20 protein-coding genes and 3 pseudogenes are annotated in these 18026 nt (G+C 46.8%); 11 read left to right on the top strand and 12 right to left on the bottom strand.

Features of this window, described 5'->3' with window-relative positions:
* Nucleotides 1-711 precede the first annotated feature (711 nt).
* From ACIDITHRIX25_RS90105 to ACIDITHRIX25_RS90090, 4 genes are all read right to left on the bottom strand, one after another.
* Complete coding sequence (locus ACIDITHRIX25_RS90105) at nt 712-1377, bottom strand: helical backbone metal receptor (RefSeq protein WP_201732537.1); 666 nt, start codon at nt 1375-1377, stop codon at nt 712-714.
* Between the two features lie 915 nt (nt 1378-2292).
* The gene (gene vapC / locus ACIDITHRIX25_RS90100; protein WP_201732536.1) at nt 2293-2598 is read right to left on the bottom strand and encodes a type II toxin-antitoxin system VapC family toxin; all 306 of its coding nucleotides are present in this window, start codon (nt 2596-2598) and stop codon (nt 2293-2295) included.
* A complete protein-coding gene (locus tag ACIDITHRIX25_RS90095) occupies nt 2595-2804 on the bottom strand; it encodes a type II toxin-antitoxin system VapB family antitoxin (RefSeq protein ID WP_052605258.1) in 210 nt (69 codons plus the stop codon). Before ACIDITHRIX25_RS90095 ends, vapC begins: the two co-directional genes overlap by 4 nt.
* 1270 nt (nt 2805-4074) lie before the next feature.
* Nucleotides 4075-4389: a PIN domain-containing protein gene (locus tag ACIDITHRIX25_RS90090; RefSeq protein ID WP_268749148.1), complete on the bottom strand. Its 315-nt coding sequence runs from the start codon at nt 4387-4389 to the stop codon at nt 4075-4077.
* Between the two features lie 272 nt (nt 4390-4661).
* Between ACIDITHRIX25_RS90090 and ACIDITHRIX25_RS90085 the strand changes: the two are divergent.
* The 4 genes and pseudogenes from ACIDITHRIX25_RS90085 (at nt 4662) to ACIDITHRIX25_RS90070 (ending at nt 8554) form a co-directional block, all read left to right on the top strand.
* A pseudogene (locus ACIDITHRIX25_RS90085) lies at nt 4662-5609 on the top strand (IS1595 family transposase).
* A gap of 61 nt (nt 5610-5670) precedes the next feature.
* Nucleotides 5671-5895, top strand: coding sequence for a helix-turn-helix domain-containing protein (locus ACIDITHRIX25_RS90080; protein ID WP_201732949.1), 225 nt, complete (start codon nt 5671-5673; stop codon nt 5893-5895).
* 16 nt (nt 5896-5911) lie between these two features.
* Entirely contained in the window at nt 5912-6469 is a 558-nt protein-coding gene (locus tag ACIDITHRIX25_RS90075; protein WP_201732534.1) for a Clp protease N-terminal domain-containing protein, read from the top strand.
* Between the two features lie 666 nt (nt 6470-7135).
* Nucleotides 7136-8554: an aldehyde dehydrogenase family protein gene (locus ACIDITHRIX25_RS90070; RefSeq protein WP_201732533.1), complete on the top strand. Its 1419-nt coding sequence runs from the start codon at nt 7136-7138 to the stop codon at nt 8552-8554.
* Nucleotides 8555-8663: 109 nt separating this feature from the next.
* On the opposite strand, the gene ACIDITHRIX25_RS90065 is transcribed toward ACIDITHRIX25_RS90070, so the two are convergent.
* The 6 genes from ACIDITHRIX25_RS90065 to ACIDITHRIX25_RS90040 all read right to left on the bottom strand — a co-directional run bounded on the left by ACIDITHRIX25_RS90065 (nt 8664) and on the right by ACIDITHRIX25_RS90040 (nt 12798).
* The gene (locus ACIDITHRIX25_RS90065; protein WP_052605264.1) at nt 8664-8858 is read right to left on the bottom strand and encodes a HipA N-terminal domain-containing protein; all 195 of its coding nucleotides are present in this window, start codon (nt 8856-8858) and stop codon (nt 8664-8666) included.
* Between the two features lie 4 nt (nt 8859-8862).
* Entirely contained in the window at nt 8863-8994 is a 132-nt protein-coding gene (locus ACIDITHRIX25_RS90060) for a hypothetical protein (RefSeq protein WP_268749147.1), read from the bottom strand.
* 174 nt (nt 8995-9168) lie between these two features.
* Nucleotides 9169-9471 carry a hypothetical protein gene (locus tag ACIDITHRIX25_RS90055; protein WP_201732532.1) on the bottom strand — a complete coding sequence of 101 codons (303 nt, stop codon included), beginning with the start codon at nt 9469-9471 and terminating at the stop codon, nt 9169-9171.
* Nucleotides 9472-9713: 242 nt separating this feature from the next.
* Nucleotides 9714-10988, bottom strand: coding sequence for a BREX system ATP-binding domain-containing protein (locus tag ACIDITHRIX25_RS90050; protein WP_249685692.1), 1275 nt, complete (start codon nt 10986-10988; stop codon nt 9714-9716).
* Nucleotides 10989-10990: 2 nt separating this feature from the next.
* On the bottom strand, nt 10991-12010 hold the full coding sequence (locus tag ACIDITHRIX25_RS90045) for a BREX system ATP-binding domain-containing protein (protein WP_052605267.1): 1020 nt from the start codon (nt 12008-12010) through the stop codon (nt 10991-10993).
* Nucleotides 12007-12798 carry a hypothetical protein gene (locus ACIDITHRIX25_RS90040; RefSeq protein WP_201732530.1) on the bottom strand — a complete coding sequence of 264 codons (792 nt, stop codon included), beginning with the start codon at nt 12796-12798 and terminating at the stop codon, nt 12007-12009. The genes ACIDITHRIX25_RS90045 and ACIDITHRIX25_RS90040 overlap by 4 nt, the downstream gene beginning before the upstream one ends.
* A 1635-nt stretch (nt 12799-14433) precedes the next feature.
* Between ACIDITHRIX25_RS90040 and ACIDITHRIX25_RS90035 the strand changes: the two genes are divergently transcribed.
* The 4 genes and pseudogenes from ACIDITHRIX25_RS90035 to ACIDITHRIX25_RS90020 all read left to right on the top strand — a co-directional run bounded on the left by ACIDITHRIX25_RS90035 (nt 14434) and on the right by ACIDITHRIX25_RS90020 (nt 15525).
* The gene (locus ACIDITHRIX25_RS90035; protein ID WP_052604395.1) at nt 14434-14670 is read left to right on the top strand and encodes an IS3 family transposase; all 237 of its coding nucleotides are present in this window, start codon (nt 14434-14436) and stop codon (nt 14668-14670) included.
* A 284-nt stretch (nt 14671-14954) separates the two neighbouring features.
* Nucleotides 14955-15095 (top strand): annotated as a pseudogene (locus ACIDITHRIX25_RS90030) (hypothetical protein); the annotation flags it as partial.
* A pseudogene (locus ACIDITHRIX25_RS90025) lies at nt 15089-15220 on the top strand (hypothetical protein); the annotation flags it as partial. The pseudogenes ACIDITHRIX25_RS90030 and ACIDITHRIX25_RS90025, both read left to right, overlap by 7 nt.
* 146 nt (nt 15221-15366) lie before the next feature.
* Nucleotides 15367-15525, top strand: a complete 159-nt coding sequence (locus tag ACIDITHRIX25_RS90020) for a HepT-like ribonuclease domain-containing protein (protein WP_082058439.1) — start codon at nt 15367-15369, stop codon at nt 15523-15525.
* Nucleotides 15526-15680: 155 nt separating this feature from the next.
* Here ACIDITHRIX25_RS90020 and ACIDITHRIX25_RS90015 read toward each other — a convergent pair whose 3' ends face one another.
* On the bottom strand, nt 15681-15989 hold the full coding sequence (locus tag ACIDITHRIX25_RS90015) for a hypothetical protein (protein WP_152625827.1): 309 nt from the start codon (nt 15987-15989) through the stop codon (nt 15681-15683).
* Between ACIDITHRIX25_RS90015 and ACIDITHRIX25_RS90010 the strand changes: the two genes are divergently transcribed.
* Nucleotides 15988-16338: a hypothetical protein gene (locus tag ACIDITHRIX25_RS90010; protein WP_152625828.1), complete on the top strand. Its 351-nt coding sequence runs from the start codon at nt 15988-15990 to the stop codon at nt 16336-16338. The two genes, ACIDITHRIX25_RS90015 and ACIDITHRIX25_RS90010, sit on opposite strands and share 2 nt — an antisense overlap.
* Before the next feature lie 618 nt (nt 16339-16956).
* Here the strand turns inward: ACIDITHRIX25_RS90010 and ACIDITHRIX25_RS90005 are convergent.
* Entirely contained in the window at nt 16957-17175 is a 219-nt protein-coding gene (locus ACIDITHRIX25_RS90005) for a hypothetical protein (RefSeq protein WP_052604398.1), read from the bottom strand.
* Nucleotides 17176-17278: 103 nt separating this feature from the next.
* On the opposite strand from ACIDITHRIX25_RS90005, the gene ACIDITHRIX25_RS90000 reads away from it, so the two are divergent.
* Together ACIDITHRIX25_RS90000 and ACIDITHRIX25_RS89995 are read left to right on the top strand one after the other, a co-directional pair.
* Complete coding sequence (locus ACIDITHRIX25_RS90000; RefSeq protein WP_052604399.1) at nt 17279-17512, top strand: hypothetical protein; 234 nt, start codon at nt 17279-17281, stop codon at nt 17510-17512.
* Nucleotides 17513-17802: 290 nt separating this feature from the next.
* Nucleotides 17803-18018 (top strand): hypothetical protein, encoded by a 216-nt coding sequence (locus ACIDITHRIX25_RS89995; RefSeq protein ID WP_052604401.1) that lies wholly within the window; start codon nt 17803-17805, stop codon nt 18016-18018.
* Nucleotides 18019-18026: the final 8 nt, after the last annotated feature.

Here is an 18026-nt window from a genome sequence, read left to right as displayed (position 1 = left end):
CAGGGCAGTTAAGCAACCTGTTGACGCATTACCAATGGCACCGCATCCGTCGTATTGGCCCATTACGGTTGTCTTTAATATCTTCATAGATCAACTTCGAACTCAATTCAACTGCGCAACTGTCGGTTGAACTTTTACTCTCCGGATTAGATCAGTGATTGAAGCAATTGGATACACATAATCTTCATTGACATTGGCGCTAGCTGGCCATTTGGGAACGTTCGAATTTCGTGAGCATTTGGAGTGATCCGAAAATATACAAATCTAAATTAGATCGTCCTACGTTAATGCCATCCCGAAGATATCGCATTTTACCACGCTGCGTGGTATGTGTCCCACATTGCGAACCCTAAAAGAATCTCTACAGCAAGTACTGCACCGAATTGCTGATTGTTTACCCGAAAACCATTTACAGCGAATCCTCCTGAATGAAGTTTGTACTTAGTTGGAAATAAGTACAAACTATCCCAATTGCATGTTTGAGATCGCTTTTATCACCTTAGTGGCCTGCTATCTAGCGAACATCCATCTACCTCTGAATGTCTACCGTTTGAATATTCGCTATCAAGTACTGTAGAACTTCTCGAAACTATCAATTATAAATGACCGCATCCTCCTCTCGACAGAGAAAATGATACCGAATACCGTATCATTTCGTCCCCCCTTGGCATTCACCCCCAGTTATCGGTACTAAAAATCCAATTGGCAGTTCTAGTAAGCCGAAAGCTTCCTAGCAAGTCTTTGGAGTGCCACTTTAGTCCGACTTCCCCACCAAAAGAGATCTTGACCATCTACGAAGATCACTTCAGAGATTGCACCTAGTTCAGGAAGTTGGCGTTTAGTAAATTTATATGGCTCGCTTGGGGCGATGATCAAATCGACTCGTCCTACAAAGTCCTCAAGGTCGATCTTTGAATATGTCGTTTCACCCCCAATAACCTCAAAGCCTAAGTGAGACAGGAGATCACCGCCATAAGTGTCAGGTCCGAGGGCCATATAGGGTCGTCGCCAAATTGGAACAAGAACTTTTATTCGAGAAGGTAACCTTATGAAATCATCGAACTTTGGAAGCTCTAAGTTGATAATCTTTGATAGCTCGGTAAAGTCGCGGTTCATGTCGGAAATTGATGATATTGAAGTTGCAAAAGTATCCATTTTGGCTTGCCGCAGAAGTTCGTAATCTGCAAGTAAATTCTCGTGGCGATCCAAAATTACAAGATCAGGCTCTAAGCTCGCTATCTTTGCCAAGTCAGGATCCTTCGTGCCTCCTATTAATGGTAAGTCGTCGCGATTGCAGTACCTCGTAACGCCGACGACGTTAGCACCTGCTGCGAGAAGCGTTTCAGATATTGATGGCACCAAGGAGACAATTCTCATGGTATTTGAGCCTATTCAATTATTGACTTAGGGAGATTGCTGGATCGCTACGTCTCGCTCAATACTTGGATGTTTGCAGCAAATTTCCTTGCGAATCTATAAGTCCGCCAAAGGCATTTTGACATCGAACATCCTCGGAATCTCGTGTGTCAAATCATATCTAGCGAGCGCCGATGGAAGGCTCCCATTTAATTGATCCGCTACCAATATCAGCTTTGTATCCATAATGTAGATGGAGGAAACTAATGTGAAGTCCAAAAGGCATACCCGTTCTACTCAAGGTAAGCAGGGCGCAGGTGCGCAAGAAGATCGCCGAAGGGGACAAGATGCTAAATGACGGTGCAACCATAAGTGAAGTTGCCGCTTTGCCATAAAAGAACTAAGGCGCTGCAGTTACCGAGACGACCTGGCACCGATGGAAGAGTACCTACGCTGCATTGAAGGGAACCAAAGTAAAGCTTACTCATTGAACTTGAATCTAAAGAACCATCGTCTAAAGAGCATCGTTGCTGACCAGGCTCTTGATATTGCAATGGCCAAGAAGGTGACGATAAGAAACTTCTAACCCTAAAATCTCACTTCTTTGGTAGTTCGCAAACTACAGATACGATTCGGGGTTTCTAAAGAGACGAGCCTGCAAAGTAGCAGGTCAAAATCGTTCTAAGCAGCGTACCGTAGCACCTGAACGCAAAAGTGCAGATCTAGACGAAGAGATCACGCAACTCCTTAGAACGTTTGTCCTAGAACACAAAGCTCAAGGTTACAAAAGAGCATACCTGACACGACGTTGTGGTGTTTGCCTGTTCGAACCTACTTGAAAATTGAAGCATCATCTATGTCAATTTGTGCAATCTTTGCAATTCTGATTAGGTCAGCATCGGAAGTTAGCAATGAAGCTTCGTATCTGCTCGCTACTCAAGCGATCATACAGTCGACCATGCCACGAGGTGTTATGCCTGAGAGGCGACATTTACGGTAAAGTCTCGCGGCACCCTCGAAATCTATGGCTGCATCGAAACCAAGAAGATCAAATCTAAGTAATAGACGGCGTAAGTCAGATTCATGCTGTTGGCTTCTTGCCTCAGCTATTATCTCCATGATTATTGGCTCTGTAACGACTAATGAACCGCTGTTACTTATAAGTTCGGTAATTCGCAAGTCAACCGAGCTTCCCGTAGCACGGTCGAATTCAATCCATGCCGATTTGTCAGCCAAAATCATCGAGGCGTCGGTTCGCCGTCTACTGGAATTTCACCGATAGCATGTGCACCACGCATCGCAAGAGCTTCTTCTCGGGTCATAGGTTGTCCTGCCATCCACCGCAAAGCTAAATTGACCGCTTCGGTTTTAGTGTGGATGCCGTACCGATCCATGATGGCTTCGAGGTAAACGCTCTCAATGTCAATATTGGTTCTGATCTTTGCCATACACCAACTATACACAAAGTATGTATAGTTGGTGTATTTTAAAAACGCTGTTTTTCGGGATCTAGATACAGTTGCTTGATTCGATACTCCCCTACCTAAGGTTAACTGCCATACCTAAAATTGGCTTCAGTGCTATGAACGTTGTTACTTCGCTTGATTTGTGTTTCCAAGAAAGCGAAGACAGAATAGCAATGAATAAGTATCCAGAGGAACTAGAGATAAATGGCAGCGGCTCTCTATGAATTAGACAACGTAAAGCCAGCAAAAGCTGGCGCAATTGCCAAGATTCAAACGATATCACGGCATCAATGTAAACGTTTCTTTACCAGTGGAATTCAGTGGGAAAAGCTGGAGCCACCAGCCCTAAGGAATCGATCAAGAAGATCAGGTACTAAATAGAATTTCGTTAGCGCCGATAACGGGGGTAACCCTTGTGATCATCAAAGAATATTAATAGCTCGCGGTTACCCCTTGATGCAATCGGCGTTAGGCCAGAGTCATCAATTATCATAACGTCTTTGGATCTTAGGTTGGCTAAGAGTGACTTGTGAGAACCGATAACTCTCGCTATGGCTATTCGGTCCAGTAGGTGAGATATTGGAAAGTAACGAATGGGTATGAACAGCCACAATTGCGCCATTGGCGATAGCGCAGACCAGATCCTGTGGCTGGCCCTGCCCCGTTGACGCTAACCTTTCGTGAGACTACTGAAGCAGAACCACCGAGTTGACGGGAAACGGTACTTAATAAGTCGTCACAACCGAATCCCCGGAGGAGTTCATCGCATTGTGAGATAGTGAATGAATCTCTTCGTGTAGCTCAGGTAATCGCGACCGGACCATCTCGAGTCTGATCACGCAGCATGATCTCGGTGGCCATGCGGCAACAGCCAACCTGTTTGGCAAATGTTCGCAGACTCTACCTCGGCTCCGAAGACGCTAGCCAGGGGCGCGCTGTTCGATGGTGAACCTCCGGCAATGGGAACACTTCCGATAATTGAATCGTGCACCATTGAATTCTTCTCGAGCGTTGCAATCACTTGCTGAAGTAAAGCTCCTCGCACCGACTGGGATTGCGTAGCCGGTGACCACTCGAGAAGCCTCGTCCAGATTTCTTGTGTTCTGACACCCAGTGGGAGCCACCGGGCAACGCAATCATCGCTGCGCCACGGGCTACATTCGGACATTTTGCTACGTCGAGTTTTGCAATGGTCTGTATCTCACTGAGTTTGGGGTTCATCGAGACGACTTTTTGGTGTATCAGAGCCATTTCAAACGGGAACTCCTACATAATTCGGGTCAACCTCCTCGGAGGAAAACCCGTCCTTATGGTTAGTGCAGATGATATCCACCTCGGCCGCCAACGCCGCAGCAAGGACGTGCTCGCCATCGGGATCCTTTAATTCGGGATCGTCGAAGACGTAATACTCTGATTCCACGGCGACCATCGACTCAAGGAAGTGCTTCTCCAATAGCCAACGCAGCCGCGTTGCGTCCTTAGATGCGTTCGGGTTCTTGTCTGCGTACTTGCGGGCCAGTTTGGTCTCCAATTCGACCATGATGCTGTCAGACCAGCGAAATTCGATTAGACCAAACTGATGGGTTTAGATCAAGTAGTCGCGGACGGTCCTGCCAAACAGAACGTTGGTGTCCGTCAGGACAACGCGGAACATTAGTCGTCGAATCCAGCCTGTCAACGGCCATTTGAAAACATACTTATCGAGTTTCGTAAGTTTCGCCTCCACCGAGACCAGATTGGAGCTAATCCTTAGTAGAACAGATGTTCTACTAAGGTGGCATGGTGGATATCTCAGGCTTTATGGTACGCTTCGCTTCAAAGTAAGCATGTGAAGATCATTTGATCAAATTGCTATTGCTATGAGGGATTTAGATGTCCAAAGTGTAACTTCGATCAATTTACTTTAGTAAGGCCAAATCATTTCAAGAAATGCAGCATCTCGAGCTCCACTTTTTCAATGTAAATCTTGTCACCGCCAAACTAGCGTTACCTCCGGAACCATCTTCCATCGAAGCCATATCTCTTTTTCCTAGTGGTTTTCTGCTATCTATCTATTGTCCAACGACAAGCGTGGTCTTTCAGCTACTACCCCCTAGCCATTAGAGCCCTTGCTAAATTCGTTCAAGTATCTTATTCGACTGGATGGTTGATGTTAAATAAGCTACCTAAGGCAATGGCTGAGCGCAATGGCTGAGCGCAATGGCTGAGCGTACCGGCTGACCGAGATGGTTTATACAAACTTGGAGAAAACGCCTGAGTAGATGAGTTCTTTTTAGGTGGTGAGAGCCATGGTGAAGACTAAAGAGGAAAAGCAACGACCCAAACCAATCTCCTAATTTGAATATCGATTAGCAATGGTGCTCCTACTCATTGCTTCATGGAAGTAATCAAAGATACCACTGCTAAATCACCCAAAGATGTTTTTGTGAGACGTTGAGATTCTAATACCAAGCTGATAAGTGATGGTAACCCAAGTTACGGGGTATGTGCTGAAAGACCTTGGACTAGCGCACGGGTTCACTCTATCCAAAGACGAACAATCACATGTAACATTCAAATGGCTCAAGATCCTCAATTGTAAACTCCAAGAAATTTATCGACAGAACCTACCACGGACTCACCAAGAACATAAGCAACTTATGCCTCGAGGAATTCGCATACCGATTCAACGCAAGGCACTTTGAAATGTCCTTGGTAGAGCGACTTCTCAATACATGTGTGTTTGCGTCTCCACATCCGCTACTCCGCGAATCTGATTCCAAAATGGCTCTTGCTTACGAAACTTGATAAGTATGATTCAAAATGACAATCTGCCTTGACAACTTTGCTCCGACAAGATAGATTGACAATCGTGACGCATCCTGACCTAGCGGAAAGCGCGGGAAGTGACGATCCTACAGTTGGGCTTCGAGCCGTTGCTTCCCTTCGACGGCTAGCCGAACAGTTGGAGTACTTGCACGTTGACAGAGCCCGCGACCTTGGTTGGTCGTGGTCCCAGATCGCCTCAGAGCTCGGTGTATCCAAGCAGGCTGTAAACCAAAAGCATGGATTCCACGCTGACCCAAGCACTTAGAAAAGGAGCTGAGCAAATGTCGATATTCGCGGAGTCATCCAAAGCGGTCTTTTTCCGAGCACAGGATCTCGCCATAGAGCTGGGCTCTCGCTACTTGAGTGTGGGCCATCTTCTTTACGGCTGCGCCGAAGTCCGGGATGAGACTGCGGGTGGGCCCCTACGAGAGTGCGGTATCACGGCAGTGGCTATTCGACGAATTCTCCCACGTACGGCTGAACAGCCAGCAGAGCAGGCCGATCCTGAAGTGATGAGCTCTATCGGGATCGACTACGGGGGCGTCCGAGCAGCGGTCGATGGAACCTTTGGGGCGGGCGCACTCGAAAGCGCCCCTGATCGGCGCGTATCGATCACTCGGACCTGCCCGCCAACCTTTACTCCCAACGCAAAGCGGACACTAGAGCTATCGCTTCGAACTGCTCAGGAACTGCACCACCATCACATCCTCCCTGGCCATTTGTTGCTAGGACTGCTTCGCCTCGACGATGAGCTCGTGTCGAACATCATCGAGCAGTCTTGCACGACCGTGGCTGCCCTCTCGGCCGCGGTGCTAACCAGCCTTGCAGTCGTTGTTTAGTCAACGCAATGTCAATTGCGAAGGTTTTTGGGATACTTACCTGACTCTTCGTTGAGGTCGTGTAGTAGGAGTCCGAACAGGTCTCTGGTGGTTCGAAGTTCGAATAAGGACAACGCACCTCCACCAAGTTCTAGTATCGTCCCTGAAGGTTCTCCAATTAACTGCTAAAACAACAATTGAATAGGTCTGACTACACCATCCTAAGCATCCACTCAATGATGATTGTAACGAGCGAATTGCCCGACTTATGGAGAGACCTAGCTGTTAGATACCCTAGGTGTCTGGATGGTTGGCATCTGCTCAAGTGGATTATGAATAACTCGACAGGACGAGAACTTGAGGAATGTTGATAATTTATCCACAGGATCGAAAAGAATCCCAATTTGCAATATAAACAAAGCAAATCATGATCGATCCTTTCCTCAAAATTGCATCAATCGATTGAGAGATTAGGGAAGTTTTTTGTGAACTCGTCTCCTTAGAACCGTCAAACAAATTGCCACGTTGTGTCATTATTCGGCGACTCAATTTCGCTGGCACTACTATAACGAGCGTAGCAATTCGCTAAGTGCTACGATTAGAAGTAGCTTGCCCCGCTCAAAAGTTGGCGAAGGGCAGCTCCGAATTCAGTCTTTCAATTTCACTATTACTTACAGGGAGCCCTTCATGATAGTTAGAGATTCTATATACGTAGATGGATCGTGGATTAAGTCCAATGCAACCTCGACTATTGACGTCATCAATTCCACCACCGAAGAGGTTATGGCAACGGTCCCTGCCGGCACTGCTGCCGACGTAGAAAAGGCGGTAGATGCAGCAAAGAGGGCATTCAAGACTTGGTCAAAGGTATCAGTAGATGAGCGCTCAAAGTATTGCACAAGAATTGCCGAGGGGCTTCAAGCTCGCCTAGACGAAATCTCCACAATCGTTACTCAAGAGGTCGGCATGGTAAAAAACCTAAGCTCCCTCATCCAAGTAGGTTTACCTATAAATTCATTCAACACCGCAGCATCGATAGCATCAAGCTTTGATTTTGAAGAGCGCTCTGGGAACTCGACCATTGTTCGAGAGCCAATTGGTGTTGTTGGATGTATCACCCCATGGAACTACCCTCTCCATCAGATAGCCGCAAAGGTAGCCTATGCAATTGCTGCGGGTTGCACAGTTGTCCTAAAGCCGTCAGAGGTCGCACCATTGAACGCATTCCTTCTAGCCGAGATAGTGGACGAAGTTGGTTTACCTGCCGGAGTCTTCAACCTAGTTTGCGGGGTCGGTCCAATCGTCGGTGAGGCTATAGCTTCACATCCAGACGTCGACATGGTCTCTTTTACAGGATCTACTCGAGCAGGGAGCCGAATCGCTGAAATTTGCGGATCACGCATCGCAAAGGCTACTCTTGAACTAGGTGGAAAGAGTGCAAATATCATTCTCGAAGATGCTGACCTTGAACGCGCAGTCGCAGATGGAGTATCAAAGGCATTTCTCAATTCAGGACAGACCTGCTCTGCTTTGACGAGAATGCTCGTTCCGAGAAACAAAATTACGGAAGTAGAGCAGATCGCAGCGCAAACTGCTGAAAAGATGACTGTTGGCGATCCTTTTGCTAGGAATTCCCGCCTCGGTCCCCTAGTTTCGAAGTCTCAATGGGATAGGGTGCAACACTATATCTCAATAGGTATCGACGAGGGCGCGACTCTAGTAACCGGCGGCCTTGGCAAACCCGATGGCCTTGATACTGGATTCTTTGTCAAACCAACGATCTTTTCAAATGTCTCTTCTGATATGACAATTGCTCAAGAGGAGATATTCGGCCCAGTGCTCGTCATAATACCCTTTGACACAGAAGAAGAGGCAATTGCAATTGCAAACGACTCTAATTACGGTCTTGCAGGCGGAGTGTGGGCATCGACTCAAGAACGAGCTCTATCAATTGCACGTCAGATACGAACTGGACAAGTAGAGATCAACGGAGGGGCGTTCAACCCCAATGCTCCATTTGGAGGATACAAAAAATCAGGAATCGGTAGAGAATTTGGTCGCTTCGGCTTGGATGAGTTCCTCTTGGTTAAATCAATTCAAGAGTAGTGCCAAAAGGAGTGAAGGTCGAGGTGCTTGTCTTGCCTTTAGACCATGGTGGGTTCGGCAACTAAATTATTGCGGTATTGAAGTCGTAAGCCAAGATTCGACGCGCTTCTCACTCTGGAAGCAACCCTCGAAGAAATGCGCGTACCTTTTTATCTCCATAGGGTTTTGAACTTACGGCCATTGCTACTGATACAAGAGGTGCTCCAATCGGACGTGCTCCATCTGTATAACGAAGTTGCATTCGCTTTCGCTTTTCGCTAATTAGTGCGATACACTCACCATTTCGCCAAATTTCTAAGTCCATACCTCTATGAAACTTCGCTACGGGGTCGAACGATGATCTCTAGGTTCAGAGCATTAAATGCATCTACCAAATATTTGACTGCATTTGTAGTCGAACCAGTTTCGAGCTCTGCGATGTAGCCCGGATTTTCTTGCAAGCTCTACTTGAGTCACACCTACGATGTTGCGAAATTCTCTAATCGCTAGTCCAAATGACTGAGGTACAATGATTATGAATTCACTATCTGTCTCTCTGGGCATAGTGAATTCATAGTCACTCTAAAGGCTCATTGTCTGATTATACAGACAATGACTGATCTTGTAAAGTTATCTCATTTTACCGACAATATGTCGATCTCCGAAAGTTCATCAAGAATCAACGGGTTGGCTCCTTGAGTACAAACCATCCCGGCTAATACTCTCTTCGAACATGGAGTTATCGCGCAAATCGATTCATCTGCCCATGAGAGTGAAGAGTCAATTCTGCTACGACAGCAAGCAAATGAGATAAAGTCTAAAAAGGATTTAACTCGAAGTTCTTGGCGGTCTATCAGTTCGATATTTCCAAGAGTGTCAACGTTTCCGGTTGCCTTAATAATTCCGCGAACAGTTACCCAAATGGATTTACAAAGCAATAATTTTTAGCATATGGAGATATTAGAATTACTTGAACCGTTGGTAACGATTTACACCACAAATCAATACAACATCGCACCTTTCTACCTATCGAAGGAACCGATCGTCAAATTCGACGATCGGTTACCATCCATGGGCTAAAGATCACTTGAAGAATCAAGTAAATCCATCCAGAAGTCAAAGGTCTATGCCTTCGAGAAACCATGGTTTCAAAAAGAAAAGAAGAATCTTATCGCTTTGCCTAAGAGTTATCAACCGACTCGAATAACGGGGACTGAGTCAAATCACCGTCTTCCCCATAGTCAATCTCAACCTTGGTTACGGTAGTCTGCGGTATGAAGGTAGGGTCAAGACGGATCAAATCCCACTCATTGATCCACGCTCGCACATACTGACGCATTCTATTTGAGCCCAACCTCTCTAGCCCACCCACATGTGGTGGGTCCCAGTTATAGGCAGCGCCGTGAATTCTTCGAATTGCCTCATAGGTTACGTTCAATTCATTATCATTTGGAGACTGAAGCTCTGATTGACGACTGCCCAATATCTTCATCCCAGCTATAGCGTCGATTGAAAGCATTGCCTCTTCGAGTCGGTCTTTGGCAGCTAAGCGTTGGGGAATCTTGTTATAGTCACCCTTACCGATTAGGACTTCTCCTTCAAAGTCGTCCACACTGGTTAGAACCGAGATAATTGGCGAAGGTGGGTATTTCTTAGAACCCTCCACCCAGCGACGAATCTCCGCATAGGACTTTGCCCGTTGCATCAGGGAGTAACGTCCGATCAATTCAACTTCGTCGATCAAAAGCACCCATCCAGAAAAACCCGCCGCATGAATCAAGCGGGATACAAATGCAAATCTATCCAAGGAGAGATCCATTGCCTTGGTGGAACGAAGAGAATAACCTCCCAACCAACCAGCTTCGCGAAGGCGTTTTCTCATCTCTGCTATAGAAAAGGGCTCTCCGGCCCAAAACTGAGTAAGCTTCTCGGCAAACTCCTCATCACCCTGAAAGCTCTCAAATAGCCGCAGTGACGCACTAAGGCGCTGGTCTAGCTTACACTCGGGCTGATGGAGCCAAGAATAGAGCGCGGCATATCGAGGTGAATCAAATTTCAATGCAGCTGCAATCTCATCGATAGCCGATCCAGATCGTTCTGGTACTTTAGCTGAAGCTATCGCCGCGCGAAACATTGCAGTAGGATTGTGAAGCGGAGTCTCTTTGGAGATGACAATCTTTGAGACCACAAAACGTTTGGCCAATGCGACTTCGCCTAGATATTCAAGCAGGTGACTCTTTCCTGATCCAAAACCACCCTTGATGACCATGCCAAAGGAAGATCGATCGCTGGTAGCATCGGAGGTCTCGGTAAGCAAACCTTCAAATCGATCCACAATCGAACGCTGCGTTGTTCCAAGTGCCTTGACACTCTCGCCATTAGGAACTCCAGATCGAAGTGCCTCTATCGCTCGCCGGGCGATCTGTCGTACATCTTCTAAGCTCTCTTGATCCACGTTCAATGCGACACCTCCTTCAAAGTTGCCAAGTTACCATCTAAGAGATCTTGGGAGAGCTCCTCCGCGGTTGAAGAGGAGAGAGAAATAAGAGAAGAGTATGGGTTGTCACGGTTTTTATCTCTCACCTCGTCATAAATCCGCAGCTTAAGGGCTTGATAGGCTGACAGGCCTCGCGAGTCGTCACTCAAAAACTCAGGTGAGATAACGACGATCGTGGCAAAATTAGAAAATTCGTCCGCATTGTCGATGAGTTGGCGTAATGATTCATAGGCATCCATTACTGCATTGCGACTATAAATTATTCCGGGCGACTCAATGTCTGGTTCTTTTCTCAATTTCTGAAATTGACGGATATCGAGCGTCAATAGAAATCCCTCATAGCCATTCGCCACTATCCATCGAGAGAGAGAAAAGAGCATTGCCCTCGCATTCGAACGAGAGATCTTACGAAAGATTAGAGCACTCTTCAATAGAGAGATCTGCCTTAGGGATCCCTCCAGCCAAGCAATTATTGAATCACGCTCTAGTTCTGTAACCTGTCCGCTCTTGAGTTCGTACTGGCAAAGTCGCATCATTGCTATGCGAAACTCTCCAACCATAGAGTAATCTTTGAAGATCCTTTGCTGAAGAACGATATTGATATCGCGTTTAACTTCACGTTCATCAGCCCCATAAGAAAAAGCCAACATCGCTAGAGAAAGATCCTGATCGTCGTTGGGAACTGGATATCCTGCACTATGGGCTGCAATTCTGGTAAAGCTATTTGCTAGCTTTTGCCAATCGATCTGCCTTGCGATACCAAAAAAAATCTGCTCGATCATCTGCACCTTGGAGGTCGCTGAATCAATTCGTGCCACTAAATGTCCACTCGACTGTGCTTGCGAACAGATAGCATCAACAAAGTTAGCCTCTTCACCGGAAGGTGGTAAGACAAACTTTGTCGTAGTACCTCCCCTGGGTATATAGCTCGTTAGATATTCTTGAGAGAAAAACTCGAGATACTTATCGCTATCTATCATTGCGTCACCTCGAAGGAGATTCCTGCGTATAGCTTGATCTGACCACCTTTAGCAACTGTCTCCATCGTGCCGGAACTTCGAGTCATTGCACTTGCTGGCAACTTCAAGACACGGCCACCTCTGGTGGTATCAATTCCACTTTGATCGAGCAGATAGATATCTCGCACAAACTCCGATTTCGTGTAACTCTTAGCAGCTGGAAGAATCGTCAAAACTCTATAGAGATCCACAAGTTTGACAACTGTACCTGCTGGGAACTCCTTTTCGGCAACTACTAGGTCATAAGCAGTTGCGATCATCTCAATAAATGTTTCTGGCTTTAATCCAAATTGGCGCTTTGAGAGGCCTTTCAATTGAGCAACCAAAAAACTAGGGCGAATCCCCCGCTGTTTCTTCTTTTCAATGATCACTGTTGCATCTGAGGGAGAAAGCGAGATTATTGTCGGATAGGAGAGGAATTTTCCATCGGATTCAATAATCCTTATATCTTCCTCCTCGCAAAGAGAAAATAGTTCCTCCTTGTAAGAGCCCGACTCCATTATCTTTGAGACATCTACTTCAGCAAGGGAACTAAGTTCATCCACCACCGAGCCAATCCCCTCAACCAATGTTTTCAATTCAGTCACAGCAAGGATGTAATCTCGAACTGAGCCAGTTTGAGAGGCCTTCTTAGCCTTTTTCCCCCGAGCGCTGATGGAATTTACAATACGAACCAACTCATCAACCGTTGCTTCGGCCATCTCAAAGTGTCGCTCTAGAGAACTATCCTGCTTCAAATTGGGATTCAAACAATCATCCTTTCGATCGCATATGAAAGCGGCTACACATCTAAAAACACGAAAAGTGCAAATGCAAGTTAGTACTACTTTAATGTATCATCCCAGCTAGTCGCCTTGGTCAAATATCAACCACCACCTCTAATTAGCGACCGGAAGTCTTAAACCTTCTCACGATACGCGACACGACTCTCCCTAATTCGAAGGAGAATGCAGAGCCTTCAATTGCATCCAAAAGAGGTAACGCCTCGTAGAGGAGTTTGACTCAGATTTAAAAGGTACGCAGTCAAACTTGCGGAGATCCAAATATCGTTCCATTGGACAGGTAGTAGAAGAGTTGGGTATCTCAGAGGCGACGTTCAACAACTGGGTCTACAACGCTCGGAGAGCAAAGAAGGCTAGCAGCGGTGAAAGATCGGATGTGTTGTGGCCGACGAGATCAACCGTCTCCGCAAGGAGATAAGAGCAAGCCCGTAAATGGAAAAGGAGTGAGCGACTTGAGTTTTCGCACCTTCTGGATAAGGGAAAGTCCAACGAAACTAGGGTGCTTCTATCATCGATGTCCAGAAGGCCGACTTTCCGATCAGTTTGCCCTGCAGAGTCTTAGCTGTATCGCGTTCTGCCTATTATCGTTGGGCGGTGAGGAGAAAGTAACTCGAAGAGCTAAATAGCGCTCGTGAGGAACTGAAGACGAGGCTACTTGAAGCCTTCTCAGCTAACCGTAGGATCTACAGGGCACCGAGGCTTACCCATAAACCTAGAGCCATGGGTGTTGGTATCTCTAGAGCGACCGCTAGTCGCCTGATGGCCGAGTTATCCATTACTGGGGCTTGTGGAAGAGCTAAAACAATCACCACTAGGCCAGATTGACATGCCAGAAAGAGTTCTGATTTGGTTCAGCGTAACTTTTCCGTCGATGCACCCGACAAGTTATGAGTTAGCGACCTTACCTACATCGGCACCAGGGAGGGCTGGTTGTAGGAAGGTTACTCTGCATCATGGACGCGATTCAAGTAAGGATCCTTGGATACTCGATAGCGAGGTAATGGACACCCAGATGTTTATAGATTGCCTCGATAAAGCCAGATCTACCAGGGGAAAGGTACTGATGTCAGATACCATTTTTCACTCTGATTATGCCGAGGTTTTCATTAAGCCGAGGAATCTAAATTTTCCCTGGACGTGAGAGGTTTGTTGACTAATTCCTCGGCTTAATGTTCCTGCTGATTATCGTTATATTCAGTCTCGCCTATATGTTTTTGCGAAAGGGAAGAATGTAGATGCTAAGGCCGCGCGAATCGACATTACGCCGTTAGGGACCGAGTGCACCTCGAAGATGAAGACTTCAGCAACGATATCCCCGCCGAGAACATCCTCACCAAGGATGGACTTCTGGTTCCACGTAGCCCGCGTTGACACCGAAATATTAAGCCGAGAAATTGTCCAGCTATCCACGTCTACGCTGGCATAACATTAATTCCTCGGCTTAATGAAAACCTCGGCACAATCGGAGTTAAGCCGAATTCGGCTTAACTCCGACCACGGATCTCAATATACGAGTATCGAGGTCAGAGAGATGCTACGACTCGCTCAATTCTTGTAAGTCGATGGGGAGCGTTGGAGATTCACCGTTGACCGGCTAATCGTATGACAACGCTATGGCCGAGGCGCTTTTGTGCCTCGTTGAAGAAGGAGCTCGTGTATCGAACAGTCTTCGATACTAGAGAGGAGGCAAGAATAGAGATCTTCGTCTGGATCCAATGGTACAACCGAGAGCGGAGACATTTACGTATTGGTGATATTTCACCAACTGAGCTCCCTCAAGTCAGCTATGTTGAAAGTTGCATAGATAAGCTACAGTTCCGTGTCGCGTTTGGTGAGTAATTCCAAGTTGAGAACAAAAAGCCCTAGTAGAGGTTAGATGCGACCTATGGCGCCAGATGAGAGAACTTCCTTCTCGAAGAATATGACCGCAAGTTCGCAGGTGCGCGGTGGGCACTACTAAAGAACCCCGGAGATTTGACTGACTGCCAGGGTGAAACCCTACTTCGAATCAAGCGTACCGGTGGAAAACTCTAGCGGGCATACGAGATGAAGGAGTCCCTAAGAGCTGTATTTGCTGGAGATCTCTCTAACGATGAGGTAAGTGAACTCCCTTAGAGCGATGGTGTTCCCGAGCTTCTCGGTCCCGGATTGAAACCTTCGTCCGATTGTCAAAGACAATTCGGACCCATAAGGCGGGCATCATGGCCGCAATTGATCCCTTTGCTTTGACAAGGGCGTATCAAATGGTCGAGTTGAAGGTTTGAGCACCAAGATCCGCTCGATCATTGCTAGATGTTATGGACTACATTCTGCTGAGGCAACTCTAGCTTTGGTCATGCTTTCTTGTGGAACTATTGATCTCAAACTTTCGTACGATAGGGCGAGTTGATCCACATGAAGGTCAATAGAGCCAAAAATATTGTCCGAAGCTCTCCCATTGGAGTCAGCGCGGTCGACATGGCGTCGAACGCGTCGCTGACATATTAGTAGCGACTCCCAGGATCGTTCGTTGGCGGGCGAGTAACGAGAGCGAGGATGAGTGTATCGATCTGCGGTGATGCCCAAATCGGAGTTATTGGCGAAGCCGTCAACGGATTAAGTGATGAGTTCAGGAGCGAACGACCAGAGATTCCATGGCGAAGTATTATCGGGATGTGTAATATTCTTACTCACCAATACTGGGATACCTCCTAGGCACTAATCGAGCAGATCCTAGACGAAGATTATCGACAATGATCTGAAGCGTTTGGAACGTTCGATGGTTGGCCTTGATACACCCCCCAACCTTTAGAGTCTGATCTGAAAATGGAAGATAGCTCTGCTCGATCGTTAGCAAATGGCATTCATCGCTAGGCAAGTTCCTGCCACATAAGCCAATGACCGGATCGATCGAGGGCGTACAGTTCTAGGGAAAGTCCTGGATCGCAGGCCGCTACCGTTGCAGTTGCAACATTGCATACCACGACCAAGGCGCTGTCCTTTACTATCTTTGCAAAGCAACCTGAATAAGCGCTAAGAGACGTCGACTTGGTGATCTGAAGCTGCACATGTTCTGCACTCGTAGCTGACATGACTGGATTTTGCGTAGGCCCTAGCGAGACCTGGGTCCATAGTGCCCTATCCGACAAGATAAGTCGCGAAGGTATTGAAGAAGCCATGAGCCACTCTCGAGTCGTCTGGATCAAGGAGTTCCTCAACTGTCCAGCGGGATTTGAACCATCAACCACTCCAAGAGGATTGGGGCACGATGAATATTTGGAGGCGCCGATAGGAGCAGGATATAGAGATTTATTCGACTTTAATTTCGTCTCAGTAGCAGATAAGCTCAAGGTTGCTGCCACGGTCGTGGTAGTTGAATTAGGAACAGCAAGCGTGGTACTGGTAGTACTAGATTGGGGCGGCAAAGTAGTGTTTGAGGTCACGGCCGAAGTACCGCAATCAGAGATCAGTATCGTGGATAACACTAAAAATAGGCTTCGGGACAGTCGCTTTCGAACCTGCCAGTGAGAGTTTCGAGGTGATTTCAACACGACAATGCACCGCTTTGGCTAATTCTGTCGACGCGCATGACCCCGCTCCTTTCCGACCTCACCTTAATGATTTTATCGCAACTCCAGCATTAGCTCACCATCTTCAGTTCTACGACGGCTTTTACAATTCCGTACTCTTGATTAGCGGCAGTCTCCTTTCCTCAGATAATTTGGTGTCTAACGCTTTACATTATCGTGAAATAGTTGACCGATTAATCGAGAGTATTGATGCTTTTGCGAGACACCTTTGTAGTGCGACGCATCGGCAATGATTAGGTAGTTATAAACGCCTACCAGTTCCAAGAGGAACGGAGTGCGCCAATAATCGAGCCGTGGTATCTGATTTGGCAAGGTCCGACCTTGTCTATTTCGAATTCGGCAGGATGCCAAATATTTGAGGCTTTCCTGACATAGATACGGGTCCCAGGTACCACTAAAGCAAGCGACAATCCCAGTAAACACCTATCTTTCGGATCTGAGGTAGCCCTTTAAGAAATTTTACAGGATCCAAGTCCCTCAATTTTTAGTTGAGAAACACTCAAAAAGGTAGACCGGACCTGATATAGCTACCAATTTAGCTAATTCGATCCTTGGATTAAAACGTGTCGTTATAAGTGAAGTTTCTCTTATAAAAGGAGAGGTAGCTGTAAAGCTCAAGTTCACCCGCTTCAAGCTTGGATGTCGTAATTCCAATTACAGTACGAACTTCCCCTACAATACCAGAACCATCAACTCCAGCTTCAGACATGTGGATATTGGAGTGCGCCAAACTTAGTCCTGCTGTCAACTTGGACGAACGAAGTATCCAAGCCATGGCGTAATGATCAAATCAGTTCCATTTGCACGATCAGTAGTATATTCACGCTTTGAACAAGTTTTTTAGCACCTGGTTGCCTGGTCAACCTACAAGGTGGATAATGCCACCGTTACCAAAGTCAGCCGCATTTTCGTTCAGAACAGTAGGTTCGATCTGCGAGCGGGTAGTCGCTGAAGTGCTCGATCCCAATCGCTTGGAGAACCTCTTTTTAGTAGCGGCGGATGAGATCTCCTATAGAAAGCATCCCAATTATCTGACTCGAGTTACCAACTACGAAACCGGCCTCACCGCTTATGTGCACTCCGGTTGGTTACCTTTGCGGACCTTAGAATAAGTCGCTAGGACGCTAAGTCCCTTCTTGGTCATAGTGATGGAGACCAACCCTTCGATCGTACGAACGTGGACGACGAGCTTACCCCTTCAGTTGATAGAAATGAAGCTGAAGTATGGATATTCGAGTCTGCTTCCATTCGATGTTCCCGTGGAGTAGCGGTAGAAAATTACAACGAGATTTGTTTCGGACTAAGGTCAGACAAGGTGGCACTTTCACCAGTGCATCCGATATCTTTTGAAAGCACAAGCATCTGCGGTAATCGGTAATTTTAAAGGAACCAACTTCGAGCGATGTTCTCGCCCTATTGTTTGGTTCATGCCTTACTTGAACAGATGCCAAACGCATTGACGCCTCGGGCAGTAGAGCACAGCGAGTTCCCCAGTGGATATCGCAGCTTCAAGACCTACTATTTATCTGCTGCAGATGGACTGCTTGTTTTGTCTTGCGCTAATCGACTTTCCTTTGACGTCACGCTCATCATCGACGGTAGCGCGTTGGATAAATAGTGAGTAAA

The organism is Acidithrix sp. C25, from assembly GCF_904848545.2.
This window is presented reverse-complemented; position numbering and strand designations above follow the sequence as displayed.